The organism is Streptomyces sp. SP18CS02 (genome assembly GCF_036322365.1).
GTDB lineage: Bacteria > Actinomycetota > Actinomycetes > Streptomycetales > Streptomycetaceae > Streptomyces.
Genome location: NZ_JAQYXC010000285.1, coordinates 191,825 through 216,088, shown reverse-complemented (window position 1 = coordinate 216,088; position 24,264 = coordinate 191,825). Strand labels below are relative to the sequence as shown.

The following is a 24,264-nucleotide window of genomic DNA, read 5'->3' as shown; positions in this document are numbered from 1 at the left end:
TGGGAGCTGAGGCATGGAACTCCACGACGTCTGGTTCGTACTCATCGCCGTCCTGTGGACGGGCTACTTCTTCCTCGAGGGCTTCGACTTCGGAATCGGAGTGCTCACCAAGCTGCTCGCCCGCAACCGCGTCGAGAAGCGGGTGCTGATCAACACCATCGGACCGGTGTGGGACGGCAACGAGGTGTGGTTGCTGACAGCGGGCGGGGCGACCTTCGCCGCGTTCCCGGACTGGTACGCCACACTCTTCTCCGGCTTCTACCTGCCGCTGCTGCTGATCCTGGTCTGCCTCATCCTGCGCGGTGTGGCCTTCGAGTACCGGGCCAAGCGGCCCGAGGAGAGCTGGCAGCGCAACTGGGAGCAGACGATCTTCTGGACCTCGCTGATCCCGGCGTTCATGTGGGGAGTGGCCTTCGGCAACATGGTCCGGGGGCTGAAGATCGACGCGTCCAAGGACTACGTCGGCAGCCTCTTCGACCTGCTCAACCCCTACTCCCTGCTGGGCGGGCTGGTCACTCTCACCTTGTTCACCTTCCACGGTGCGGTGTTCGCCGCGCTCAAGACGGTGGGGGACATCCGGGGAAGGGCGCGGAAGCTGGCGCTTCGGCTCGGGCTCGTCGCGGGTGCGCCGGCGCTGGGATTCCTGCTCTGGACCCAGGTCTCCCGCGGTGACTCCTTGAGTCTGGTCGCGATGGCCGTCGCGGTGCTCGCCCTCGTCGGTGCGGTCGGGGCCATCAAGGCCGGTCGTGAGGGGTGGTCGTTCGCGCTGTCGGGAATCACGATCGCCGCTGTGGTGGCGATGCTCTTCCTGACGCTCTTCCCGAACGTCCTGCCCTCGTCCCTGGACCCGGCCTGGAGTCTGACCGTCACCAACGCGGCCTCCAGCCCGTACACGCTCAAGATCATGACCTGGTGTGCCGTGGTGGCGACGCCCATCGTGATGCTCTACCAGGGCTGGACGTACTGGGTGTTCCGCAAGCGGATCGGTACGCAGCACATCGCCGACGCCCACTAGTGGGGGATGTTTCACGTGAAACCGATTGACCCGCGTCTGCTCCGGTACGCCCGCGCCACCCGTCTCTTCCTGGCGGCGTTGGTGGCCCTCGGCCTGGTCGGGGCGGCGCTGGTCGTCGCGCAGGCGATGCTCATCGCCGAGGTGGTGGTGGGCGGGTTCGAGGAGGATCTGTCCGTCGAGAACCTGGCCACGCCCCTGGGCCTGCTGGTGGCCGTCGCGGCCGGCCGGTGCGCCGTGTCCTGGCTGACCGAGCTGGCCGCCCACCGGGCGAGTGCCGCGGTGAAGTCCGAACTGCGAGGCAGGCTGCTGGAGCGCGCGGCAGCGCTGGGCCCGGGTTGGCTCAGTGGGCAGCGGACCGGATCGCTGGTCGCCCTCGCCACGCGGGGTGTGGACGCGCTCGACGACTACTTCTCCCGCTACCTGCCGCAGCTCGGACTCGCGGTGGTGGTGCCGGTAGCGGTGCTGGCGAGGATCGTCACCGAGGACTGGGTCTCGGCGGCGATCATCGTGGGCACGCTGCCGCTCATCCCGATCTTCATGGTGCTGATCGGCTGGGCCACCCAGTCGCGTATGGACCGGCAGTGGAAGCTGCTGTCCCGGCTGTCCGGGCACTTCCTGGACGTGGTGGCGGGGCTGCCGACGCTGAAGGTCTTCGGGCGGGCGAAGGCGCAGGCGGAGTCGATCCGCTCGATCACCGCGGAGTACCGGCAGGCGACGGTGCGGACGCTGCGCGTCGCGTTCCTGTCGTCGTTCGCGCTGGAACTGCTGTCGACGCTCTCGGTGGCGCTGGTGGCGGTCGGTGTCGGTATGCGGCTGGTCCACGGGGACCTGGATCTGTACACGGGGCTGGTCATCCTGATCCTGGCGCCCGAGGCGTATCTGCCGCTCCGGCAGGTCGGGGCGCAGTACCACGCGGCGGCCGAAGGACTGTCGGCCGCGGAGGAGATCTTCACCGTCCTGGAGACCCCGGTACGTCCGGCAGGCACCGGGGCGCTGCCCTCCGGCCCGGTGCGCATCGAGCTGGACTCGGTGACGGTACGCCACGCGGGACGTACCGAACCGTCGCTGGACGCGGCGTCGCTGGTGGTGGAACCGGGCGAGACGGTCGCCCTGGTGGGGCCGAGCGGAGTCGGGAAGTCGACCCTGCTGGACGTGGTGCTCGGATTCGCCCGGCCCGAGGAGGGCGGCCGGATCCGGATCACGGCGATGGACCGTGCGCCGGCGGTGGACGGTTCGGCGGTGGACGGGCCGTCGGTGGTGGACGGTTCGGCGGGGCCCTCCTGGGATCTTTCGTCGCTGGACCTGGAGCGGTGGCGCGAGCGGATCGCGTGGGTGCCGCAGCGGCCGTACCTGTTCGCGGGCACCATCGCGGAGAACGTACGGATGGCGCGGCCCGAAGCGGACGACGACGCGGTGTGCGACGCCCTGCGGGACGCGGGGGCGCTCGACTTCGTGAGCGCGCTGCCGGCCGGGGCGGGGACACTGCTCGGCGAGGACGGCGCGGGCCTGTCGGCGGGCCAGCGTCAACGGCTCGCACTGGCCCGGGCCTTCCTCGCCGACCGGCCGCTGCTGCTGCTGGACGAGCCGACCGCGGCTCTGGACGGCGAGACCGAGGCGGGTGTGGTGGCCGCGGTACGCCGGCTCGCCGAGGGCCGGACGGTGCTCCTCGTCGTCCACCGTCCCGCGCTCCTCGGCATCGCGGACCGGGTGGTCACCCTGAGCCCTTCGCGAACCGGGACCACGGCCTCTCGGCCGTCGGCGGACAGCTCCGCGGCCGGAGCACACACCGACGCGGCCCTGACCTCGGCGGGTGAGCTCGACGAGACCTTCGGCCTGGTCGGTGGTCTGCGTACGGCTTCCGCGCCCGGCCTCGCCGGTGCGTGGGCCGAGGGAGCCGACGGGGCCGAGGGAACCGACGGCGCGGACGGGGCCGAGGGGGGAGACGCACGTCGCGGAGGACGCGGACGGGGTGTGCTCGGCCGGGTCCGGGACATCGCGGGGGAGCTGCGTGGCCGGCTCGCCCTCGCGCTGCTGCTGGGCAGCCTGGCGGTGGCGTCGGCGGTGGGGCTCATGGCCGTGTCCGGGTTCCTCATCTCGCGGGCGTCCGAGCAGCCGCCCGTCCTCCACCTGATGGTGGCCGTCACGGCGACGCGCGCCTTCGGGATCGGCCGGGCCGTGTTCCGGTACGCGGAACGGCTGGTGTCGCACGACACCGTGCTGCGGATGCTCGCGGAGCTGCGGGTCGGCGTCTACCGCAGGCTGGAACGGATCACCCCGGCAGGGCTGCGGCGGGTGCGGCGCGGCGACCTGCTGTCGCGGCTCGTGTCCGATGTGGACGCGCTCCAGGACTACTGGCTGCGCTGGCTGCTGCCCGTCACGACCGCCGCGCTCGTCGGCGCGGGGGCCGTCGGGTTCACCGCCTGGCTGGTGCCAGGTGCCGGTCTCGTCCTGGCGGCCGGGCTCCTGCTCGCCGGGGTCGTCGTTCCTCTGGTGAGCGGTGCGACCGCCCGCCGTGCCGAGAACCGGCTCTCCCCGGCGCGCGGCGTGCTCGCCGCCCGGGTCGTCGATCTGCTGCGCGGCTGCGCCGAGCTCACCGTCGCCGGAGCCCTGCGGGACCGCGAGGACCGCGCCCGCGCGGCGGACGCCGCGCTGACCCGCATCGCCTCGCGGCAGGCGTCCGCGGCCGCTCTGGGCGCCGGACTCTCCGCGCTGGTCTGCGGGGCGACCGTGGCCGGGGCCGCGTTCATGGGTATCCAGGCCGTGCGCGACGGACGGCTCGACGGGGTGGCGCTCGCGGTCGTCGTCCTGACTCCGCTGGCCGCGTTCGAAACGGTCGCCGGCCTGCCCCTGGCCGTCCAGTACCGTCAGCGCGTCAAGCGGAGTGCGGAGCGGGTTCACGAGGTCCTCGACGCTCCCGTGCCCGTACGGGAGCCGCGGTGTCCGGCGCCCGCACCGGACAGCGCCTTCCCGCTGGAGCTGCACGGGATCACCGCCCGGTACGCCGGTCAGGAACGCGACGCCCTCGCGGGGTTCGGCCTGCGGCTGGAGGCCGGCCGACGGATCGCCGTCGTCGGCGCGTCCGGCTCGGGCAAGACCACACTCGCCCAGGTGCTGCTGCGGTTCCTCGACAGCAGTGCGGGGACGTACCGGATCGGCGGGGCGGACGCTGCCTCGCTCGACGGCGACGACGTGCGCCGCCTCGTCGGGCTCTGCGCCCAGGACGCCCACATCTTCGACAGCTCCATCCGGGAGAACCTGCGCCTGGCCCGCCCCGGCGCGGACGACGACGCCCTGCTCAGGGTCCTCGAAAGGGCGCGGCTGCTGGAGTGGGCCGAAGCCCTGCCCGATGGGCTGGACACCCTCGTCGGCGAGCACGGCGCCCAGCTGTCCGGCGGCCAGAGGCAGCGGCTCGCGCTCGCCCGCGCGCTCCTCGCCGACTTCCCCGTGCTCGTCCTGGACGAGCCGGCCGAGCACCTCGACCTGGCCACGGCCGACGCGCTCACCGACGACCTGCTCGGGGCGACCGAGGGCCGTACGACCGTGTTGATCACGCATCGGCTGCGCGGGCTGGACGCCGTCGACGAGGTCGTCGTGCTGGAGGAGGGCCGGACGGTGCAGCAGGGCCCCTACGCCGAACTGGCCGCCGTCGACGGTCCTCTGCGCCGCATGCTGGAGCGGGAGCGGGCCGCCGATCTCGTACAGGCGGCTCCCGCGAATCGGTGAGGACGAGTGAGCGCGAGTGAGGACGGGTGAGGACGGGTGAGGACGGGTGACGGTCGGCGAGAGCCGACTTTCCCCCGTAAACGGGACTAACTAGGCTCAGGGCTATGACGGTGCCCGAACCGAAGGACGGCCTGGCCGCGGCGGGTCCCCGGGAGCCGGCGGACGGTCCGGACACAGGGCACTCCCCGGAACCGATGGAGGAGCCGGAGGCGGCGGCGCGGGCGCCCCGCGGTTTCGAGGGCCTGTCCACCGAGCTGACCGCCCGTGTGCCGCAACTGCTGGAGGCCATGCGGTCCGTCGGCAGCGGGCTCGAACTCGATTCCACCCTCGATCGCATCTGCGAGACCGCCGCCGAGCTGGCCGGCGCACGCTACGCCGCCATCGGCGTCGTCGACGAAGACGGGGACGGACTGTCCGCCTTCGTGACGCACGGTGTTCCCGAGGAGCTCGAACAGCGGATCGGCCGCCGCCCCGACGGGCACACCGGGCTGCTCGGCGCTCTCCTCGGCCAGCCGCAGCCGATCCGGCTGGCCGATCTGACCGCCGATCCGCGCGCTGCGGGGTTCCCCCCGGGGCATCCCCCCATGGGTACGTTCCTGGGCGTTCCCATCCGGGTGCAGGGCGAGGTCTTCGGCAACCTGTACCTGGCGGAGAAGACCGGTGGGACGGAGTTCACCGACCAGGACCTGCACATGGTCCGGGTGCTCGCGACCGAGGCGGGCATCGCCATCGGCAACGCCCGGTTGTACGAGGCCGCCCGTCAGCGCGAGCGGTGGATCGACGGTTCGGTGGCCGTGACGACCGCACTGCTGTCCGGCGGCGACGCGGACGACGCCCTCTCGATCGTCGCCGAACAGGCGCGCCGGCTCGCCGGCTCGGCAGCGGGGATCGTGCTGCTGGTGGCCGAGGAGGGCGGCCTGGAGATCGTCGCCGTCTCCTCCGACGCGCCGGCCTCTTCGCTCGGCCTGGTCGTCCCGCCGGACAATCCGGTCGTCACGCGTCTGCTGGACGGTGAGGCGGTGTTCGTGACGGACCCGGCCGCCGACGCACGGCTGCTCACCAACCTGTCGCAGGGATACGGGCCCTGCATGCTGCTGCCGTTGCAGAGCGGCGGCCGGGTGCTCGGCGCGCTCGCCACTCCCCGGACGCCGGGGGCCCGCCGGTTCAGCGCGATGGAACGCACCCTGGCCACGCAGTTCGCCTCCCAGGCCGCGCTGGCGCTGATGATGGCGGAGACGCAGCGGGACCGCGAACGATTGGCGGTGTACGAGGACCGCGACCGTATCGCCCGTGACCTGCACGATCTGGTCATCCAGCGGCTCTTCGCCACCGGCATGATGCTGGAGAGCGCCCAGCGGGGATCGGGCGTGCCCGCGGTGAGGGAGGGCGTCGGCAAGGCCGTGGACGAGCTGGACGTGACCATCCAGGAGATCCGTACCGCCATTTTCGCGCTCCAGCAAGGGCCGGCCGAGGCGCCGTCGAGCCTGCGTACCCGCGTACTCAGGGAGATCAACACGGCGGCCGTACCGCTCGGCTTCAAGCCGTCCCACCGCTTCGTCGGCCCGGTCGACACGGCGGTCGGCGAGCTCACCGGCAAGAACCTGGTCGCCGCGCTGCGCGAGGCGCTCTCCAATGCCTTCCGGCACGCGGGAGCGCACCGGATGGAGGTCGTGGTGGACGCGACCGCCGAGCTCTCGCGGGGCGTCGAGGGGGTGCGGCTGACGGTCGCCGACGACGGGGTCGGCATCCCGGAGGGGGGACGGCGCAGCGGTCTGCGCAATCTGGCCCGCCGGGCGGAGTCCCTGGGCGGAGCGAGCTGGTGCGGGCCGGGGCTCGGCGAGGGCGGTGGCGGTACGACGGTCGTATGGGAGGCGCCGCTGTAGCCGCGAGGCGGCCGCCCGCCCACTGGTACCCGCGGCAGGATCGGAACGCCCGCGCGGGCCCCGGCGAGTCGACGGAGCCGTAGGGGTGGCTCCGGACCGGCCGGGGGTGGCGCCGGTCGTGCGGGTGGTTCCGGCGCCGTGCCGGACGGTGCGCGTCCGGCCGGTCGGGTGGGTGGTCCTACCGGCTGTTCCGGAGGATGTCCTCGATGACCAGAGCCACGCCGTCCTCGTTGTTCGCGACGGTGCGCCCGGAAGCGGCGGCGATCACGTCCGGGTGGGCGTTGCCCATGGCGTACGACCTGCCCGCCCACGACAGCATCTCGATGTCGTTCGGCATGTCCCCGAAGGCGACGACCTCGTCGGCGGAGATCCCCCGTTCCGCGCAGCACAGGGCGAGCGTGCTCGCCTTCGAGACGCCCAGGCCGCTGACCTCCAGCAACGCCGTCGGGCTGGAGCGGGTGATCGTGGCGCGGTCACCGGCTGCCGTACGGGCCAGGGCCAGAAAATCGTCCGGGGACAGCTCCCGGTGCAGGGCGAGCAGCTTCAGCACGGGATCGCCGCTGCCGGGTTCGTCCTCGTGGAGCAGCTTCTCCGCGGCCGCGACGCTCGCGCCGACGTCCAGGTAGAACGGCGGGTAGTCCGGTTCGTAGTGGACGCCGGTGGTCATGTCGACGGCGAAGGTGGTGCCGGGCGCTTCGCGCCGCAGCAGCCGTACGACGTCGAGCGCGACCTCCCGCTCCAGGGGGCGGCTCTCCAGCAGCTGCCCGCCGGCGTGCAGGTCGACCACCGCGGCGCCGTTGGCACAGATCGCCAGCCCGTGGCCGTGGACGTGCTCGCTGACGATCCCCATCCAGCGGGCGGGCCGGCCGGTGACGAAGAAGACCTCGATGCCGGCTTCCTCCGCGGCGGCGAGTGCCGCGATCGTGCGTTCCGAGACCGTTTTGTCGTCGCGCAGCAGCGTGCCGTCCAGGTCGGTCGCGATCAGCCGGGGAGTGCGGTGAGCAGTCGGCTGCGGTCGGGGAGAGGTCGCTGAGGTCACGCTTCCATTCTCCCGTACGAGCCTGCACGGGCGTGCGGACAGGTGCACATTTGAGCCGCATGGGTTTGTCACCCGGTCGGCGTAGGGTCGGGTGCATGCGTCTGAGTACCGTGATTCTCCCCATCCGCCGCTGGCACGAGGGCGGCCGTGACGAATGGCTCCGGGCCGAGCAGCTCGGTTTCCACTCCGCATACACCTACGACCACCTGTCGTGGCGGACCTTCCGCGACGGCCCATGGTTCGGCGCGATCCCGACGCTGACGGCTGCGGCCTCGGCAACCGAGCGGCTGCGTCTGGGCACCCTCGTCACCTCTCCGAACTTCCGTCACCCGGTCACGCTCGCCAAGGAGCTGATCTCGCTGGACGACATCTCCGGTGGCCGGTTCGTCCTGGGCATCGGGGCGGGCGGCAACGGGTTCGACGCGACGGCGCTGGGGCAGGAGGCGTGGACGCCGCGCGAGCGGGCCGACCGCTTCGCCGAGTTCGTGCCCCTGCTCGACCGGCTGCTGACGGAGGACTCCGTCAGCCATGAGGGGACGTTCTACTCGGCGGACGAGGCACGCAACATCCCCGGGTGCGCCCAGCGGCCGCGGCTGCCGTTCGCCGTCGCCGCGACCGGTCCGCGGGGCCTGAAGCTCGCGGCCCGGCACGGTCAGGCGTGGGTGACCACGGGCGACCCGAAGCTCTTCGAGACGGGCACGCCGGAGGAGTCCCGCGAGGCGATCCGCGGCCAGATCGACAAGCTCGGAAAGGCGTGCGCGGACGTCGGCCGGAACGTCGGCGAGCTCGACAAGATCCTTCTGACGGGATTCACCCCCGACCGGCCGCTGGAGTCCTTCGACGCCTTCGTGGACTTCGCGGGACGGCATTTCGAGCTCGGCTTCACCGAGATCGTGCTCCACGCGCCGATCGCCGACTCGATGTTCGCCGCGGACCAGGCGGTCTACGAGCGGATCGCGACCGAGGGGCTCGCACAGCTCGGGCAGCTCGGGCAGTCGGATCAGGGCGCTTGCGCGAAGTAGTTCCGTCCCGTCGATCCCCGTGTCGCTGACATCTCCGCTGCCCTGCTGTCCCGCCGTCCCGCCGTCCCGCCGTCCCGCAGCCCCGTACGGGCGCTCTCCGCCGGCCGTTCAGGCCGTCCGTGCGGGGGGTGGGCGCGTGCGGGCAGCGGGGTAGCGGGCGGCCTGAACGGCCGGGTGCCGGAGAGCGCGGGGATCAGGTGGGGAAGCGCAGGTAGGCAGGCGGTACGGCGTCGGTCAGCCAGACCCCGTTGGCCGTCACGTGGAACACATGGCCGTCCCGGTGCATCGCCCCCGCGTCCACGGACAGCACCACCGGTCGTCCTCGGCGGGCACCGACGCGTGTCGCCGTCTCCCGGTCGGGCGACAGATGCACGTGGTGGCGGGCCATGGGGCGCAGGCCCTCGCCGCGGATCGACGCCAGACTGCCGGCCACGGTGCCGTGGTAGAGGTACGCGGGCGGGGTCGCGGGCGGCAGGTCGAGATCGACCTCGACGGTGTGTCCCTGGTTGGCGCGGATCCGGTCGCCGTCGATCGTGAAGCGCCGCTTGTCGTTGACGGCGACGACGTGCTCCAGCTCGGCCCGGCTGATCGCGAAGCCGTGTGCGGCGGTCGCGCGCAGCAGGTCGTCGATCCCGGTCCAGCCGTTCGCGTCGAGGGCCAGACCGATGCGCTCGGGCTGGTGGCGCAGGTGCTTCGAGAGGTACTTCGACACCTTGACGGTGCGTCTGTCGTCCATGCGGTCAGCGTGTCAGGCATCACGTGCCGGACGCCATACAAATGGTGGCTTACAGGTTTGATCCACAGCCAACTCATGTTATCCACAAGTAAATTGACAGGTCTGTGGACAACGGCTTTGTCATTTAAGCCAATTTAGATAACTCGTTCTTGTTTGCCATTATTCGCGGCAAGAGTGTCCAATGTCCTTGCGTGCAGCTCCCGTTCCGTGGCGGCGGTGATGAACGCCGAGGCGTTCTCCGGGCCGACCAGCGCGTCCACCGCGTTGACCGTCGAAGCGGGCAGGGGGACGGCTCTCGGCTCTCCGCCCGCCGGGGGCGGACCGTCCGGCGACAGGTGCAGCTGGAGGTGCCGGGTGGCGAACGTGCGCATGGCCCGGGCGAGTTCGGCATCCACCGTCTGCTGGGCGAGCGGCCTCAGGCGCCGTACCAGTGTGGCGGCTTCGGCCGCGTCCGCGTCCGTCGGCGGCCGGTGCCCGAGATAGCGGGCGAACACATGCTCCGTGGTGAACTCGAGGAATCGCGAGGCGATGTGCTCCACCTGCCCGCGAAGCTCCCGCAGATGACCGGAGATGGCGAGGAGCGGGACGCCCGCCGCGTACAACTCGGCGGCAACCGCCAGCTCCTGAGGACTCGGAACGAGGTATTCGCCTTCCCGTCCGGGGACGCGTTCCAGTACGCCGAGCTCGATGGCCTCCTCGACGGCCCGCTCGTCCGGGGTGCCCCCGAACGTGGCGTCGAGCTCCGCGCGGGATATCCGGTCGGGCTCCTCGTCCGTCCAGGGGCCGTGCACCTCGGCGACGAGCCCCAGCACCCCGCCGAGGCCACGGCCCGTGTCCCACGCCTCCAGGAGCTCCTTGATCGAGGCCAGGGTGTAACCCCGCTCCAGCAGGTCGGCGATCCGGTGCAGCCGGGACAGATGGGCGTCCCCGTACACGTTGGAACGCCCGCGGCGCTCGGGCTTCGGCAGGAGCCCACGGTCCTGGTAGGCGCGGATCGTGCGGACCGTGGTGCCGCTGTGATGGGCCAGGTCCTCGATCCGGTACTCGGCCGAGGCCGTCTGTCCGCTCTGCGCCGTCTGTCCGCTCTGCGTCACGTGTCCGGACCGTGCCCCGTGGCCCGTCGTCGGCCGCGGCTCCGCTTCCGGCCGGCCCGTACGTACCGACGGCACCTGACGCGACGCCGGTACTGGCTGCTCGTCCACACCCGCTCCCTACCCCGAACCCTCCTGCGAGGGATCGTACGACCGTCGCGAGCGCCGGCGCATGGCCGGGCGGCCGGTCACAGCGGCGGCTCCAGCCGGGCGAGGGCACGCAGCGCCCGGGGCGACAAGCGGGACAGCAGGTGGGCGCCCCGGGCCTCCGGGGTCACGGGCACCACCGCCTCGTTCCTCACGACGGCCCTCAGGATCGCGTCGGCGACCTTCTCCGGCGGGTAGTTGCGCATCCCGTACAGCCGGGCCGTCCTCTTCTGCCGACGCTTCTCCTCGTCCTCCGACACCCCGGCGAAGCGTGCCGTGGCGGTGATGTTGGTGTTCACGATCCCCGGGCAGATCGCCGAGACCCCGATGCCCTGCCCCGCCAGCTCGGCCCGCAGGCATTCGCTCAGCATCAGCACCGCCGCCTTGGAGGTGCTGTACGCGGGCAGTGCCCTGGACGGCTGGAACGCCGCGGCCGACGCCGTATTGACGATGTGCCCGCCCTGACCCCGATCCGCCATCTGCCGGCCGAAGATGCGGCAGCCGTGAATGACACCCCACAGATTGACGTCGAGGACCTTCTTCCAGTCGTCGCTCGTCGTCTCGAAGAAGGAGCCCGACAACCCGATACCGGCGTTGTTCACCAGTACGTCCACGATGCCGTACTCGTGGGCGACCTTCTCCGCCAGCTTCTCCATCGCCTGCTCGTCGCTGACGTCGACCGTCTCGCCCCATGCCCCCGGCGCCCCGATCAGCCGCGCCATCGAGGCCGTGCGGGCGGCTCCCGGCCCGTCCCGGTCCACCGCCACCACCCGTGCGCCCGCCTCGGCGAACGCGAACGCGGTGGCCCGTCCGATGCCGCTGGCCGCCCCGGTGACCAGCACCAGCTGGCCGCCGAACCGGTCGGCGTGGGGCTTGCCCGAGGCGACCGGGGCGGGCATCTCGGCGCCCTGCTCCTCGTGCGCGGACGCGAACTCGGAGATCCACGTGGCCAGCTGGTCCGGGCGGGTGCGCGGCACCCAGTGCTTGGCGGGCAGCGTGCGGCGCACCAGGTCCGGCGCCCAGTGCGCCAGGTCGTCGTAGAGGCGCTCCGATAGGAAGGCGTCACCGGTGGGGGTGATCAGCTGCACGGGCGCGTGGGCGTAGGCGTCGGGGCGCGGGTGACGCAGGCGTGTGCGGATGTTGTCCCGGTAGAGCCAGGCTCCGTGCGCCGCGTCCGAGGGGAGCGACGACGTCGGATAGTCGCCGGACGGCACCTTCTCCACGCGACTGAGGATCTTCGGCCACTGCTTGCCCAGTGGCCCGCGCCAGGCGAGCTCCGGCAGGGCGGGCGTGTGCAGCAGGTAGACGTACCAGGACTTGGCGCCCTGCCCGAGCAGCTGGCCGACCCGGCGCGGGGTGGGCCGGGTCATCCGCTTCTTGATCCAGTGCCCGAAGTGGTCCAGTGAGGGTCCGGACAGGGAGGTGAAGGAGGCGATCCGGCCCTGCGTGCGCGGCACGGTGACGAACTCCCACGACTGCACGGAGCCCCAGTCGTGCCCGACCAGATGGACCGGCCTGTCCGGGCTGACCGCGTCCACGACGGCCAGGAAGTCGTCCGTCAGCTTCTCCAGGGTGAACCCGCCCCGAAGCGGCCGCGGTGCCGTGGAACGGCCGTGGCCGCGTACGTCGTACAGCACGACGTGGAAGTCCCCGGCGAGCCGTGTCGCGACTTCGGACCAGACCTCCTTGGAGTCGGGATACCCGTGCACCAGCAGGACGGTCGGCCGTGAGGCGTCCCCCAGCTCGGCGACGCACAACTCGATCCCACCCGTGTGAACCCAGCGCTCCCGCGCGTCCCGCAGCACCATCACAGACCTCTCTCCGTCGTGTCGCCGTCGTCCCGCCGGGCCCGCCCTGCCCGCGCTCCCCACGGAGCCGGCATCCCGGCGGCCCCGGCGCGCGTCCCGCTCGTCTCGCGCATCCCGCTTCTCCCGCGCGTCCCGCTCGTCACGTGGTTCCTGACCCCCACATGACTGCCGACCCTCGTGCCCCTCGGGCCCCCGCGTCCGTCACATCCGTCAGGCCGTCACATCCATCACATCCGTTATGCCTGTCACGTCCCCCGCGGTCGCCACATCCCGCGTCTCCCATGACTCGGCCCCCCGCGTTCTTCATGACTCGGCCCAGCGCCGTACATGCGGCAGGTCGTCGTCCAGCCAGAAGGCGCTCTCCTCGGGATCCGCGGAGTCGGTGACCACCAGGATCTCCTCGAACTTGGCGCCCGTCCCCCGGAAGCCGAGGTGCGGTTCGACCGCCCACAGTCCGGGCTGCGGCGGATGGTCGGAGAAGCGGTACGGAGACCACAGGGGCGACCATCCGTCCCGGTGCCCGTGGAGCGCGTCACTCGCCAGGCCCTTCAGGGACTGCGTACCGAACCCGAAGACCGTCGGGGCCCAGCGGCGCTCCCTGACCCGGTCGACCTTGTGGGCGATGACGCCGAAGGGGTAGGCGCGGTGCCGGTTGGCGTACCCCTGCCGGACCATCAGGCGGTCCACGTCCTCGTAGATCTCCCGCAACGGGCGCCGCTCCCGCACCTCGCGCAGGATCAGCCCGCGGTGTTCCTCCAGGTCCGCCATCAGCCTGTTCTGCAGCGGGTTGAGGCCCAGCGAGCCCGAGTACCCGATGTCGGCCGTGCAGCCGCGGTACACCGGAGCCATGTCGAGGATGAACGGCATCCCCGCCTCCAGCCGCCGGTCGGTCGGGAAGAACTGGAGCGGTATGCGGAAGCCCGCGAACGCCGTGCGGTCGCCGAACCAGGCGAACGGCAGATGGAACCAGTCCCGCACGCCCCGCTCGCGCAGCCAGTCGCGCTGCATCCGTGCCGCCTCGCGCTCGGTCACACCCGGCTTGAGCAGCGCGGCGACGGCTTCCGCGCACGCGTAGGCGAGGCGCTGCACTTCCCTGAACCCGCGCAGTTCCGCGCCGAGTTCCGTCGTCACCGATGAGACCGCTGAGGCCATGCCACCCGTCCGTCCCGTGTGTGCGGTACGTGCCCGTAACTTGACACTGATGAATGTGACAATGCTCAGCGGCTACGTCAAGGGCCCTGCCGCGCCTGTGGAGAACGCCCCTCGGCGAACGGGCGCGCACGCCCCTTGAGGAGGGCTCCCCTACGGGCCCGTACGCCTGGAGTCGGACATGGATCCAGCCGCCTGGGCTGACGTCCTCTGTGGTCTGCGCCACTACCTTCGAAACGTGACTGTGATCGCGACCGAAAGCCTCAGCAAGCGGTTCCCCAGGGTGACCGCTCTCGACCGGCTCTCCCTGGACATCGGGCCCGGTGTGACCGGACTGGTGGGTGCCAACGGAGCCGGCAAGTCCACCATGATCAAGATCCTGCTGGGTCTCTCCCCCGCTACCGAGGGCAGGGCCGAGGTCCTCGGGCTCGACGTCTCCACCAGCGGCGCCGCCATCCGTGAGCGGGTCGGTTACATGCCCGAGCACGACTGTCTGCCGCCCGACGTCTCGGCCACCGAGTTCGTCGTCCACATGGCGCGGATGTCCGGCCTGCCGCCGACGGCGGCGCGCGAGCGCACCGCCGACACCCTGCGCCACGTCGGTCTGTACGAGGAGCGCTACCGGCCCATCGGCGGCTACTCGACGGGCATGAAGCAGCGGGTCAAGCTCGCGCAGGCCCTGGTGCACGACCCGAAGCTGGTCCTCCTCGACGAGCCGACCAACGGTCTCGACCCCGTCGGCCGCGACGAGATGCTCGGCCTGATCCGCCGCGTGTACACCGACTTCGGCATCTCGGTACTGGTCACGTCCCATCTGCTCGGCGAGCTCGAACGCACCTGTGACCACGTCGTCGTCATCGACGGCGGCCGGCTGCTGCGCTCCAGCTCCACCAGCGACTTCACCCAGACCACCGCCACCGTGGCGGTGGAGGTCACCGACACCGACGCCCATCCCGACGGCACGGCGGTCCTCCGCGAGGCGCTCACGGCCGCCGGAGTGACCCTCCACGCGGGCGTGGAGGACGGTCTGCCGGGCGCAGGCCACATCCTGCTGATCGAGACCACCGGCGAGGAGACGTACGACCAGGTCCGCGACATCGTCGCCGACCTGGGTCTCGGCCTCGTCCGCATGGAACAGCGCCGTCACCACATCGCCGAGGTCTTCCGCCCGGAGGCGGGGACAGCGGCCCAGGCCGCCACGGAGGTGCAGGCCCGGTGAGCATCGACACCACCCGGATCCACAACATCGGCTACCGGAACTACGACGGGCCCCGCCTCGGCCGTGCCTACGCGCGCCGCTCGCTGTTCTCGCAGTCCCTGCGCGGCGCCTACGGACTCGGCCGCAGCGCCAAGTCCAAGGTCCTGCCGATGATCCTCTTCGCGGTCATGTGCGTTCCGGCGCTGATCGTGGTGGCCGTGGCCGTGGCCACCAAGATGGAGAGCCTGCCGCTGGACTACACGCGGTACGCGATCTTCACCCAGGCGGTCATCGGGCTGTACCTGGCCGCCCAGGCCCCCCAGGCCGTCTCCAGGGACCTGCGCTTCAAGACGGTACCGCTCTACTTCTCCCGTCCGATCGAGCGCGTCGACTACGTACTCGCCAAGTACGGAGCGATGTCCTCGGCGCTCCTCATCCTCACCGGCGCGCCGCTGATCATCCTGTACATCGGCTCGCTGCTGGCGAAGATGGACTTCGCCGACCAGACCAAGGCGTTCGCACAGGGGATGGTCTCCGTGGTGCTGCTGTCCCTGCTGTTCGGCGGCGTCGGCCTGGTCATGGCCGCGCTGACCCCGCGCCGGGGCTTCGGCGTCGCCGCCGTGATCGCCACGCTGACCATCTCGTACGGCGCGGTCTCCACCGTTCAGGCGATCGCCTGGGGGACCGGTTCGCTGGGCGCGGTGAAGTGGCTGGGGCTCTTCTCGCCGATCACCCTGATCGACGGTGTGCAGACCGCCTTCCTGGGCGCCTCCTCGTCGTTCCCGGGCGAGGCGGGACCCGGCGCCGGACCCGGTGTGGTCTACCTGCTGGTCGTCCTCGCGCTCATCGTCGGCTCGTACGCCGTTCTGATGCGCCGCTACCGGAAGGTCGGCCTGTGACCGGCACGCCGTCGACCGCCGCCCCCCGGGCCACGACCGCCCTTCAGGCCACCGCTGCCCCTCAGGCCACTGCCGCCGTTGAGGCCACCGCCCTTCGGACCAGCGCCCTTCGGACCACCACCCTTCTAAGGAATGGGCCGCGCCCATGAGCACTCTCCACATCGACCACACGTCACGGTGGTTCGGCAACGTCGTGGCCGTCAACGACGTCACCATGAGCATCGGCCCGGGTGTGACCGGCCTGCTCGGCCCCAACGGAGCCGGGAAGTCGACCCTCATCAACATGATGGGCGGCTTCCTCGCCCCCTCCAACGGCTCGGTCACCCTCGACGGGCAGCAGATCTGGCGCAACGAATCCGTCTACCGGCAGATCGGCGTCGTGCCGGAGCGGGAAGCGATGTACGACTTCCTCACGGGCCGCGAATTCGTGGTGGCCAACGCCGAGTTGCACGGCCTGGGCGGAACGGAGGCGCGACGGGCCCTCGCCACGGTCGAGATGGAATACGCCCAGGACCGCAAGATCGCGACCTACAGCAAGGGCATGCGGCAGCGCGTGAAGATGGCCTCGGCCCTCGTCCACGAGCCCTCCGTGCTGCTGCTCGACGAGCCGTTCAACGGCATGGACCCGCGTCAGCGGATGCAGCTGATGGATCTGCTGCGGCGGATGGGAGCCGAGGGCCGTACGGTCCTGTTCTCCTCCCACATCCTGGAGGAGGTCGAACAGCTCGCGTCCCACATCGAGGTGATCGTCGCCGGGCGGCACGCCGCGAGCGGTGACTTCCGCCGGATCCGCCGGCTGATGACGGACCGCCCGCACCGCTATCTGGTCCGCTCCAGCGACGACCGCGCCCTGGCGGCCGCGCTGATCGCGGACCCGTCGACGGCCGGCATCGAGGTGGACGTCACCGAGGGCGCCCTGCGCATCCAGGCGGTGGACTTCGGGCGCTTCACGGAGCTGCTGCCGCGCGTCGCCCGCGCGCACTCCATCCGGCTGCTGACGGTCTCGCCCTCGGACGAGTCCCTCGAATCGGTCTTCTCGTACCTCGTCGCGGCCTGAAGGGAGCCCTTGACCATGTACAACCCCACCGTCGCCCGGCTCACCTACCGGGCCCTGCTCGGCCGCCGCCGGGCCGCGATCCTCTTCGTACTGCCCGGTCTGCTGCTGCTCATCGCGGCCGCCATCCGCGGCTTCAACGGCGCCGACGACCAGGTCGCCGCGGACGTGCTGGGCGGGTTCGCCCTCGCCACGATGGTGCCGCTGATCGGTGTCATCGCCGGAACCGGCGCGATCGGCCCGGAGATCGACGACGGCTCGATCGTCTATCTGCTGGCCAAGCCGGTGAAGCGGCCGACGATCATCTTCACCAAACTGATCGTGGCGATCGCCGTGACGATGGTCTTCTCGGCGGTGCCGACCTTCATCGCCGGGATGATCCTCAACGGCAACGGCCAGCAGGTGGCGGTGGCGTACACCGTCGCGGCGCTGGTGGCCTCGATCGCGTACAGCGCCCTCTTCCTCCTCCTCGGCACGGTCAGCCGGCACGCGGTCGTCATCGGACTCGTCTACGCGCTCGTCTGGGAGGCCGTGTTCGGCAGCCTCATCTCCGGCGCCCGCACGCTGAGCGTGCAGCAGTGGGCCCTGTCCGTGGCACAGAAGGTCAGCGGCGAGGGGCTCATCACCTCGGACGTGGGGCTGCCGCTCGCGGTGGTGCTGCTCGCGGCGGTGACGGTGGCGGCCACCTGGTTCGCGGGCCGGAAGCTGCGCACGCTGACGCTGGCGGGCGACGAGTAGCCCGCGGGCGGACGCCGTGCCGAAGGTGCCCTCCACGCGCGCGTGGAGGGCACCTTCGGCCATCGGGGGCGTTCATGCCCGGCTCTGTGCTGTGCCCCGGGGCGGCTACACCTTGCGATCGCGGGCGGCGAGCAGGCCCACGACCAGCGCCGCCGCGCACACGCACAGCACCAACGCGATGGGGACGGTCCAGCCGCCCGTCGCCTCGTGGACCGCGCCCGCCGCGAGCGGCCCCACCGCGGCCAGCAGGTAGCCGACCGTCTGCGCCATCCCCGACAGCCGCGACGCCGTCAGCGCGTCCCCGCTGCGCAGCACGATCAGCGTCAGGGCGAGTCCGACCGCGCCGCCCTGTCCGACGCCCAGCACCGCCGACCAGAGCCACGCGCCCGACACCGGCGAGATCATCAGGCCCATGTATCCGGCGGCGACCAGGGAGGTGACCAGCGCCACCAGCGGGCGCTGGCCGCGCATACGGCCGGCCAGCAGCGGCACGGCGAAGGCGCCCGCGACCTGGATGAGGTTGTTGAAGGCGAAGACGACACCGGCCGTCGAGCGGCTCATGCCGCCGTCGGTGAAGATCGTCGGCATCCAGGCGATCAGTACGTACGACCAGAGGGACTGCAGGCCCATGAAGAGCGTGACCTGCCAAGCCAGGGCCGAGCGCCAGACACCGCGCCCGGAAACCGCGGGGCCGGGGACCCGGCGCACCTCGTGGCCGGTGCGGCCCCGGGCGATCAGCACCTGCGGCAGCCAGGCCACCGCCGCCACCACGGCGAGCAGCGACCAGAACGCCAGGGACGCCTCCCAGCTGTCCCCGAACGCCTTCTCCAGGGGCACGGACGAGGCCGCCACCAGCGTCGCCCCAGCGATCATCGAGCCCGTGTAGACCGAGGTCATGGACGCGGCCCGGTCCGGGAAGTCACGCTTGATCAGGCCGGGCATCAGTACGTTGAGCAGGGCGATCGCGGTACCGACCAGGACGCCGCCGCCGTACAGCGCGTAGACCGACGGCAGCACCCGGACCAGGATCCCGGCGCCGAGCAGCAACAACGCGCACAGCAGCACCGGTTCCGTACCGAACCGCCGTGCCAGCCACGGCGCCACCAGCGCGCCCAGTCCGAGGAAGAGCACCGGCACGGACGTCACCAGCGACATCGCCGTGGACGACAGCCCGAAGCTCTCGCCGATCTCGCCCACCAGCGGCGATACGCTCGCCAGCGCCGCCCGCATGTTGAGCGAGGCCAGCACGATCCCGACGAGCAGCACCACCGGATGCGCCAGCAACGCCCTCCGGGCGGCGGCGCCCTGCGGCGAGGGCCGGACATCGGCCTCCGCGTCCAGGAGCAATCGGTCAGTATCCGGGCGTGACAAGACGAACACCTTTCACAGAACGAACCTCGACAAGCGAATCCCCCGACGCGTCCGGCAGGACGGCCCCTTGGCCCCCGGCCTCCCGGCCCCCGAAATCCCCGGCCCCCGGATTCCTCCCGCCGAATCCCGGGCCCGATAGCCCGGCCCCCGAATCCCCGCCCCCCGGCCTCCGAATCCCCGCCCCCGGCCTCCGGGGCCCTTGGGCCCCCGGTCTTTCACCGGCGCCCGGTCCACAGGTCGGCCGTCGGCGCCCGCCGCACGGCCGTCGGCGGCCGGCGAGTGGTCGGCACCGGCCGGCGACGGGTGGTCGGCACCGGCCGGCGAGTGGTCGGCACCGGCCGGCGGGCGCCGGTGGAAGACCGGGGGCGGATCACCGCCCGACGATCGCTCTGACCGTCTCCAGGGGCGCGCGCAGCAGCTCCCGCACCGCGTCCTCCGCCGTGTCCGGCTCCCCGGACTCGATCGCGGCGACCAGCGCCTCGTGCGCGTCCAGGTCGATCGCGGGCATCTCGTGGTCGCCCAGCGACTCCACGAGGCTCTCGTGCACCTGGACCGAGAAGAAGCGGTACACCTCGGTGAAAGCGGCGTTGTGGGTGGCCTCGACGACGGCACGGTGGAAGGCCAGGTCCGCGTCCGCGTCCCGGTCGCCCTCCGCGCGCAGGGTCGCCAGCGCCGCCCGCAGCCGCAGCAGGTCGTGCGTGTCCCGCCGGGCCGCCGCGAGCCGTGCGGCCTCGGCCTCCAGCGCCACCCGCAGTTCCAGTACATCGAGGGCTCCGGCGGCCCGCACCGTGCGCAGGACGGCGGCGGGATCCGCGGTGGAGCGGACGTATGTGCCGTCGCCCTGCCGGGATTCGAGCAGACCGGCGTGGACCAGGACCCGGACCGCCTCCCGGACCGTGTTGCGGCCGACTCCGAGCTGCTCGGCCAGCTCGTGCTCGGTGGGAACGCGGTCGCCGACGGCCCACTCGCCATCGGTGAGCTGTGCGCGCAACTGGTCCACGACCGTGTCCACCAGCGATGTCCGGCCCGCGGCTTTCAGCGCCATGCCGGCCCCACCTCCCGTTCACCTTTCCGGCAACCGGATTCATCCGGTTGCCCAGTCATCCTACAACTTGCCGCCGGGATTACTGTGGCCTCGTGTGCGACCACGCGCACATCGGCGCTCAGCACGTTCACAACCTGGGGAGTAAGCCATGTCAGACCGCTTCGACGTCGTCGTACTCGGAGCAGGCCCCGGCGGCTACGTCGCCGCCATCCGCGCCGCCCAGCTGGGCAAGCGGGTCGCGGTCGTGGAGGAGAAGTACTGGGGCGGTGTCTGCCTGAACGTCGGCTGCATCCCCACCAAGGCGCTGCTGCGCAACGCCGAGCTGGCGCACCTCTTCACGCACGAGGCGAAGACGTACGGCATCAAGGTCGACGGCCAGGTCTCCTTCGACTACGGCGAGGCGTTCCGGCGCAGCCGCCGGGTCGCGGACGGCCGCGTCAAGGGTGTCCACTTCCTCATGAAGAAGAACGGGATCACCGAGTTCAACGGCCGGGGCACCTTCCTGGACGCGAACACCCTCCAGGTGGCCTCCTCCGACGGCACCAGCACCACCCTCTCCTTCGACAACTGCATCATCGCGACCGGGGCCACGCCGAAGCTGCTGCCGGGCACCAGCCGCAGCGAGCGCGTCGTCACCTACGAGGAGCAGATCCTCGCCGAGGACGTGCCGCAGTCCGTCGTGATCGCCGGTGCGGGCGCGATCGGCATCGAGTTCGCGTACGTCCTGCACAACTACGGCGTGAAGGTCACCATCGTCGAGTTCCTGGACCGGATCGCCCCCCTGGAGGACGCGGACGTCTCCGCCGAGCTGGCGAAGCAGTACCGCAAGCTCGGCATCGACGTACTGACCTCCACGCGGGTCGAGACGATCGACGAGTCGGGCCCGCGGGTCCGGGTGACGGTGACCGCCAAGGACGGCTCCCAGCAGGTCCTGGAGGCGGACAAGGTGCTCCAGGCGATCGGCTTCGCGCCGAACGTCACGGGGTACGGCCTGGAGGCCACGGGCGTACGGGTGACCGAGCGGGGCGCCATCGACATCGACGGCCGCGGCCGTACGTCGGTCCCGCACATCTTCGCCATCGGTGACGTGACCGCGAAGCTGATGCTCGCGCACACGGCCGAGTCGATGGGCGTCGTCGCCGCCGAGACCATCGCGGGCGCCGAGACGATGGAGCTCGACTACCCGATGATCCCGCGCGCCACGTACTCGCAGCCCCAGATCGCCAGCTTCGGCTGGACCGAGGCGCAGGCGAAGGAGAAGGGTTTCGACGTCAAGGTCGCCAAGTTCCCCTTCATGGCGAACGGCAAGGCCCACGGCCTCGGCGACACCACCGGCTTCGTGAAGATCATCAGCGATGCGAAGTACGGCGAGATCATCGGTGCGCACCTGATCGGCCCGGACGTCACCGAGCTGCTGCCCGAACTGACGCTGGCGCAGCAGTGGGACCTGACCGTCCACGAGGTGGCGCGGAACGTCCACGCGCACCCGACGCTGGGCGAAGCGGTGAAGGAGGCCGTGCACGGTCTCGCGGGTCACATGATCAACTTCTGATCGGGGTCACGAGCAGCGGGCCGGTACGGAAACGTGCCGGCCCGTTCTTCATGACCGGGGCAAGGCCGGGTGCCGGGGCCGGACCGGGGCCGGGGTTATTCGGTGGCGCCGGAACAGGGCCCGGGGGCACAGTGGTCGAGGCGCCGGAAACGGGCGCCGAACGCCATCGGACCGGGGAGGAGCGCGACGATGACCGAGGAGAGTACGAGTCCGTCGGGCTCCCGGCAGGGCAGCGCGCGGCAGGCACCGGAGTGGTCACCGACCAGTCCGTGAACCCGCTCGCAGGCAGCTGCCCGGGGGCGACCGCTTCGAGCGCGCGTCAGCGCGGGTCGCCCCTCCCGGAGGATTGGCCGAGTGGAAAGGCACCGGCTTGCTAAGCCGTGGTCGGGGTCACCCCCGCGCGCGTTCGATCCGCGCATCCTCCGCGTGACGCTTCAGCCCGCAGCACCCATCGGCACCCGCAGCACCGGCACCGTCCTCAGCACCCATCGGCACCCGCAGCACCGGCAGCATCCGGTCGGCGCCCGCAGCACCCATCGGCGTCCGTCCCACCGGCCGGCGCGTCCGCGGAACCCTTCAGCCCGCGCCGCCAGGGCCGCCAGGTCGCCAAGCCGTTGGGTTGCCGGGCCGTTGGGGGCCGCCGGGTCGTCGGGCCGCCCGGTTCCCGCCGCGCCGTATCGACTCGACGCCGCGGGGAACCGTCAGCGGGAGAGGAGCTCCTCCAGGACGACCGCGATGCCGTCCGCCTCGTTCGAGGCGGTGATCTCGTGGGCGACCGCCTTCAGGTCGTCGTGGGCGTTGGCCATCGCGACGCCGTGCTCCGCCCAGGCGAACATCGGGATGTCGTTGGGCATGTCGCCGAACGCGATCGTCTCCCTCGCCTTCACCCCGAGACGGCGGGCCGCCAGTGACAGGCCGGTCGCCTTGCTGAGACCCAGCGGGAGGATCTCGACGACACCGGCCCCCGCCATGACCACGTCGACCAGGCTGCCCACCGTCTCGCGGGCGGCCTGCGCCAGGGCGTCGTCGCTCAGGCTCGGGTGCTGTATGTAGACCTTGTTGAGCGGGGCCGACCACAGTTCGGCCGGGTCGTCGAAGGCGACGACCGGCAGGGGGCCCTCCTGGACCCGGTAACCGGCGCCGACCAGGACCTCGCCGTCCAGGCCGTCGCGGCTGGCGGCGAGCGCCAGCGGGCCCACCTCGGCCTCGATCTTGGAGAGGGCCAGGCCCGCCAGCTGCCGGTCCAGGGTCACGGACGTCAGCAGCCGGCGTTCACCGGCGTGGTAGACCTGTGCGCCCTGGCCGCACACCGCGAGACCGTCGTAGCCGAGGTCGTCGAGGATGTGACGGGTCCAGGGCACGGCCCGGCCGGTGACGATGATGTGCGCGGCGCCCGCCGCCGTGGCGGCGGCGAGGGCGTCACGCGTGCGCTGCGAGACCGTGTCGTCGGAGCGCAGCAGCGTCCCGTCGAGGTCGGTCGCGACGAGCTTGTACGGGAACGGGGCGGAGCTCACTTGGCCAGGGGCTCCAGGATCTCCCGGCCGCCGAGGTAGGGCCTCAGGACCTCGGGGACCCGCACGGAGCCGTCCGCGAGCTGGTGGTTCTCCAGGATCGCCACGATCGTGCGCGGGACGGCGCACAGGGTGCCGTTGAGCGTCGACAGCGGCTGCACCTTCTTGCCCTCGCGCATCCGCACGGACAGACGGCGGGCCTGGAAGCTGTCGCAGTTCGAGGCGGACGTCAGCTCGCGGTACTTGCCCTGCGTCGGGATCCACGCCTCGCAGTCGAACTTGCGCGACGCCGACGAGCCCAGGTCACCCGTGGCCACGTCGATCACCTGGAACGGCAGCTCCAGGCTGGTCAGCCACTGCTTCTCCCAGTCCAGCAGCCGCTTGTGCTCGGCCTCGGCGTCCTCCGGCGCGACGTACGAGAACATCTCGACCTTGTCGAACTGGTGCACCCGGAAGATGCCCCGCGTGTCCTTGCCGTACGTGCCGGCCTCGCGGCGGAAGCACGGCGAGAAGCCCGCGTACCGCATGGGCAGCTTGTCCGCGTCGAGGATCTCGTCCATGTGGTACGCGGCGAGCGGCACCTCCGAGGTGCCGACCAGGTAGTAGTCGTCCTTCTCCAGGTGGTACACGTTCTCCGCGGCCTGGCCGAGGAAGCCCGTGCCCTCCATGGCGCGCGGGCGGACCAGCGCCGGGGTCAGCATCGGCGTGAAGCCGGCCTCGGTGGCCTGCGCGATCGCGGCGTTGACCAGGGCGAGCTCCAGCAGCGCGCCGACGCCCGTCAGGTAGTAGAAGCGCGAGCCCGACACCTTCGCGCCGCGCTCGACGTCGATGGCGCCCAGCGCCTCGCCCAGCTCCAGGTGGTCCTTCGGCTCGAAGCCCTCCGCGCCGAAGTCGCGGATGGTGCCGTGCGTCTCCAGGACGACGAAGTCCTCCTCGCCGCCGACGGGCACGTCGGGGTGGACCAGGTTGCCCAGCTGCAGCAGCAGCCGCTTGGTCTCCTCGTCGGCCTCGTGCTGCGCGGCGTCGGCGGCCTTGACGTCGGACTTGAGCTGCTCCGCCTTCTGCAGGAGCTCGGCCCGCTCCTCGGGGGAGGCCTTGGGGATCAGCTTGCCGAGCGACTTCTGCTCGGAGCGGAGCTCGTCGAAGCGGACGCCGGACGACCTGCGCCGCTCATCGGCGGAGAGCAGGGCGTCGACGAGGCCGACGTCCTCTCCACGGGCGCGCTGGGAGGCGCGAACACGGTCGGGGTCCTCACGGAGCAGGCGAAGGTCAATCACCCCACC

The 24,264-nt window shown here is 71.6% G+C and carries 18 protein-coding genes and 1 tRNA gene; 10 read left to right on the top strand and 9 right to left on the bottom strand.

The features are described 5' to 3' along the window. Nucleotides 1-13 precede the first annotated feature (13 nt). The 3 genes from cydB (at nt 14) to PUR26_RS18005 (ending at nt 6,621) form a co-directional block, all read left to right on the top strand. Complete coding sequence (gene cydB, locus PUR26_RS18015) at nt 14-1,015, top strand: cytochrome d ubiquinol oxidase subunit II (protein WP_329873407.1); 1,002 nt, start codon at nt 14-16, stop codon at nt 1,013-1,015. Nucleotides 1,016-1,021: 6 nt separating this feature from the next. Beyond that, on the top strand, nt 1,022-4,738 hold the full coding sequence (gene cydD / locus PUR26_RS18010) for a thiol reductant ABC exporter subunit CydD (RefSeq protein ID WP_443077098.1): 3,717 nt from the start codon (nt 1,022-1,024) through the stop codon (nt 4,736-4,738). 194 nt (nt 4,739-4,932) lie between these two features. Beyond that, on the top strand, nt 4,933-6,621 hold the full coding sequence (locus tag PUR26_RS18005) for a sensor histidine kinase (protein WP_329873522.1): 1,689 nt from the start codon (nt 4,933-4,935) through the stop codon (nt 6,619-6,621). 178 nt (nt 6,622-6,799) lie between these two features. Here the strand turns inward: PUR26_RS18005 and PUR26_RS18000 are convergent, their stop codons facing one another. Then, nucleotides 6,800-7,660: a Cof-type HAD-IIB family hydrolase gene (locus PUR26_RS18000; RefSeq protein ID WP_329873405.1), complete on the bottom strand. Its 861-nt coding sequence runs from the start codon at nt 7,658-7,660 to the stop codon at nt 6,800-6,802. Between the two features lie 95 nt (nt 7,661-7,755). Between PUR26_RS18000 and PUR26_RS17995 the strand changes: the two genes are divergently transcribed. After that, entirely contained in the window at nt 7,756-8,682 is a 927-nt protein-coding gene (locus tag PUR26_RS17995; protein WP_329873404.1) for an LLM class flavin-dependent oxidoreductase, read from the top strand. A 193-nt stretch (nt 8,683-8,875) separates the two neighbouring features. Here the strand turns inward: PUR26_RS17995 and PUR26_RS17990 are convergent, their stop codons facing one another. The 4 genes from PUR26_RS17990 to PUR26_RS17975 all read right to left on the bottom strand — a co-directional run bounded on the left by PUR26_RS17990 (nt 8,876) and on the right by PUR26_RS17975 (nt 13,616). Next, nucleotides 8,876-9,418: an RNA 2'-phosphotransferase gene (locus PUR26_RS17990; RefSeq protein ID WP_329873403.1), complete on the bottom strand. Its 543-nt coding sequence runs from the start codon at nt 9,416-9,418 to the stop codon at nt 8,876-8,878. A gap of 134 nt (nt 9,419-9,552) precedes the next feature. Continuing rightward, nucleotides 9,553-10,512: a MerR family transcriptional regulator gene (locus tag PUR26_RS17985; RefSeq protein ID WP_329873402.1), complete on the bottom strand. Its 960-nt coding sequence runs from the start codon at nt 10,510-10,512 to the stop codon at nt 9,553-9,555. A gap of 185 nt (nt 10,513-10,697) precedes the next feature. Continuing rightward, on the bottom strand, nt 10,698-12,464 hold the full coding sequence (locus PUR26_RS17980; protein ID WP_329873521.1) for an SDR family oxidoreductase: 1,767 nt from the start codon (nt 12,462-12,464) through the stop codon (nt 10,698-10,700). Between the two features lie 303 nt (nt 12,465-12,767). Continuing rightward, nucleotides 12,768-13,616 carry a M24 family metallopeptidase gene (locus PUR26_RS17975; RefSeq protein WP_329873401.1) on the bottom strand — a complete coding sequence of 283 codons (849 nt, stop codon included), beginning with the start codon at nt 13,614-13,616 and terminating at the stop codon, nt 12,768-12,770. Nucleotides 13,617-13,857: 241 nt separating this feature from the next. Here PUR26_RS17975 and PUR26_RS17970 point away from each other — a divergent pair, with 241 nt between their 5' ends. The 4 genes from PUR26_RS17970 (at nt 13,858) to PUR26_RS17955 (ending at nt 17,502) form a co-directional block, all read left to right on the top strand. Beyond that, nucleotides 13,858-14,832, top strand: a complete 975-nt coding sequence (locus PUR26_RS17970) for an ABC transporter ATP-binding protein (protein ID WP_329873520.1) — start codon at nt 13,858-13,860, stop codon at nt 14,830-14,832. Further along, nucleotides 14,829-15,710 carry an ABC transporter permease gene (locus PUR26_RS17965; RefSeq protein ID WP_329873400.1) on the top strand — a complete coding sequence of 294 codons (882 nt, stop codon included), beginning with the start codon at nt 14,829-14,831 and terminating at the stop codon, nt 15,708-15,710. The genes PUR26_RS17970 and PUR26_RS17965 overlap by 4 nt, the downstream gene beginning before the upstream one ends. Nucleotides 15,711-15,855: 145 nt before the next feature. Next, entirely contained in the window at nt 15,856-16,767 is a 912-nt protein-coding gene (locus PUR26_RS17960; RefSeq protein WP_329873399.1) for an ABC transporter ATP-binding protein, read from the top strand. 15 nt (nt 16,768-16,782) lie between these two features. Beyond that, entirely contained in the window at nt 16,783-17,502 is a 720-nt protein-coding gene (locus tag PUR26_RS17955; protein WP_329873398.1) for an ABC transporter permease, read from the top strand. 105 nt (nt 17,503-17,607) lie between these two features. Here PUR26_RS17955 and PUR26_RS17950 read toward each other — a convergent pair whose 3' ends face one another. Then, nucleotides 17,608-18,849, bottom strand: coding sequence for a CynX/NimT family MFS transporter (locus tag PUR26_RS17950; protein ID WP_329873397.1), 1,242 nt, complete (start codon nt 18,847-18,849; stop codon nt 17,608-17,610). A 394-nt stretch (nt 18,850-19,243) separates the two neighbouring features. Beyond that, nucleotides 19,244-19,918, bottom strand: a complete 675-nt coding sequence (locus PUR26_RS17945) for a FadR/GntR family transcriptional regulator (protein WP_329873396.1) — start codon at nt 19,916-19,918, stop codon at nt 19,244-19,246. 148 nt (nt 19,919-20,066) lie between these two features. Here PUR26_RS17945 and lpdA point away from each other — a divergent pair, with 148 nt between their 5' ends. Together lpdA and PUR26_RS17935 are read left to right on the top strand one after the other, a co-directional pair. After that, on the top strand, nt 20,067-21,470 hold the full coding sequence (gene lpdA, locus PUR26_RS17940; protein ID WP_329873395.1) for a dihydrolipoyl dehydrogenase: 1,404 nt from the start codon (nt 20,067-20,069) through the stop codon (nt 21,468-21,470). A gap of 340 nt (nt 21,471-21,810) precedes the next feature. After that, nucleotides 21,811-21,895: transfer RNA gene (locus tag PUR26_RS17935), tRNA-Ser, on the top strand. A 276-nt stretch (nt 21,896-22,171) separates the two neighbouring features. Here PUR26_RS17935 and PUR26_RS17930 read toward each other — a convergent pair. Together PUR26_RS17930 and serS are read right to left on the bottom strand one after the other, a co-directional pair. Continuing rightward, complete coding sequence (locus PUR26_RS17930; protein WP_329873394.1) at nt 22,172-22,984, bottom strand: HAD family hydrolase; 813 nt, start codon at nt 22,982-22,984, stop codon at nt 22,172-22,174. Further along, on the bottom strand, nt 22,981-24,258 hold the full coding sequence (gene serS, locus PUR26_RS17925) for a serine--tRNA ligase (protein WP_329873393.1): 1,278 nt from the start codon (nt 24,256-24,258) through the stop codon (nt 22,981-22,983). The genes PUR26_RS17930 and serS overlap by 4 nt, the downstream gene beginning before the upstream one ends. Nucleotides 24,259-24,264: the final 6 nt, after the last annotated feature.

Coding starts and splice junctions, on each gene's coding strand:
- lpdA (WP_329873395.1), top strand. CDS start 20,067: ATGTCAGACCGCTTCGACGTCGTCGTACTCGGAGCAGGCCCCGGCGGC.
- PUR26_RS17975 (WP_329873401.1), bottom strand. CDS start 13,616: ATGGCCTCAGCGGTCTCATCGGTGACGACGGAACTCGGCGCGGAACTG.
- cydD (WP_443077098.1), top strand. CDS start 1,022: ATGTTTCACGTGAAACCGATTGACCCGCGTCTGCTCCGGTACGCCCGC.
- PUR26_RS18005 (WP_329873522.1), top strand. CDS start 4,933: ATGGAGGAGCCGGAGGCGGCGGCGCGGGCGCCCCGCGGTTTCGAGGGC.
- PUR26_RS17990 (WP_329873403.1), bottom strand. CDS start 9,418: ATGGACGACAGACGCACCGTCAAGGTGTCGAAGTACCTCTCGAAGCAC.
- PUR26_RS17945 (WP_329873396.1), bottom strand. CDS start 19,918: ATGGCGCTGAAAGCCGCGGGCCGGACATCGCTGGTGGACACGGTCGTG.
- cydB (WP_329873407.1), top strand. CDS start 14: ATGGAACTCCACGACGTCTGGTTCGTACTCATCGCCGTCCTGTGGACG.
- PUR26_RS17955 (WP_329873398.1), top strand. CDS start 16,783: ATGTACAACCCCACCGTCGCCCGGCTCACCTACCGGGCCCTGCTCGGC.
- PUR26_RS17995 (WP_329873404.1), top strand. CDS start 7,756: ATGCGTCTGAGTACCGTGATTCTCCCCATCCGCCGCTGGCACGAGGGC.
- PUR26_RS17960 (WP_329873399.1), top strand. CDS start 15,856: ATGAGCACTCTCCACATCGACCACACGTCACGGTGGTTCGGCAACGTC.
- PUR26_RS17980 (WP_329873521.1), bottom strand. CDS start 12,464: ATGGTGCTGCGGGACGCGCGGGAGCGCTGGGTTCACACGGGTGGGATC.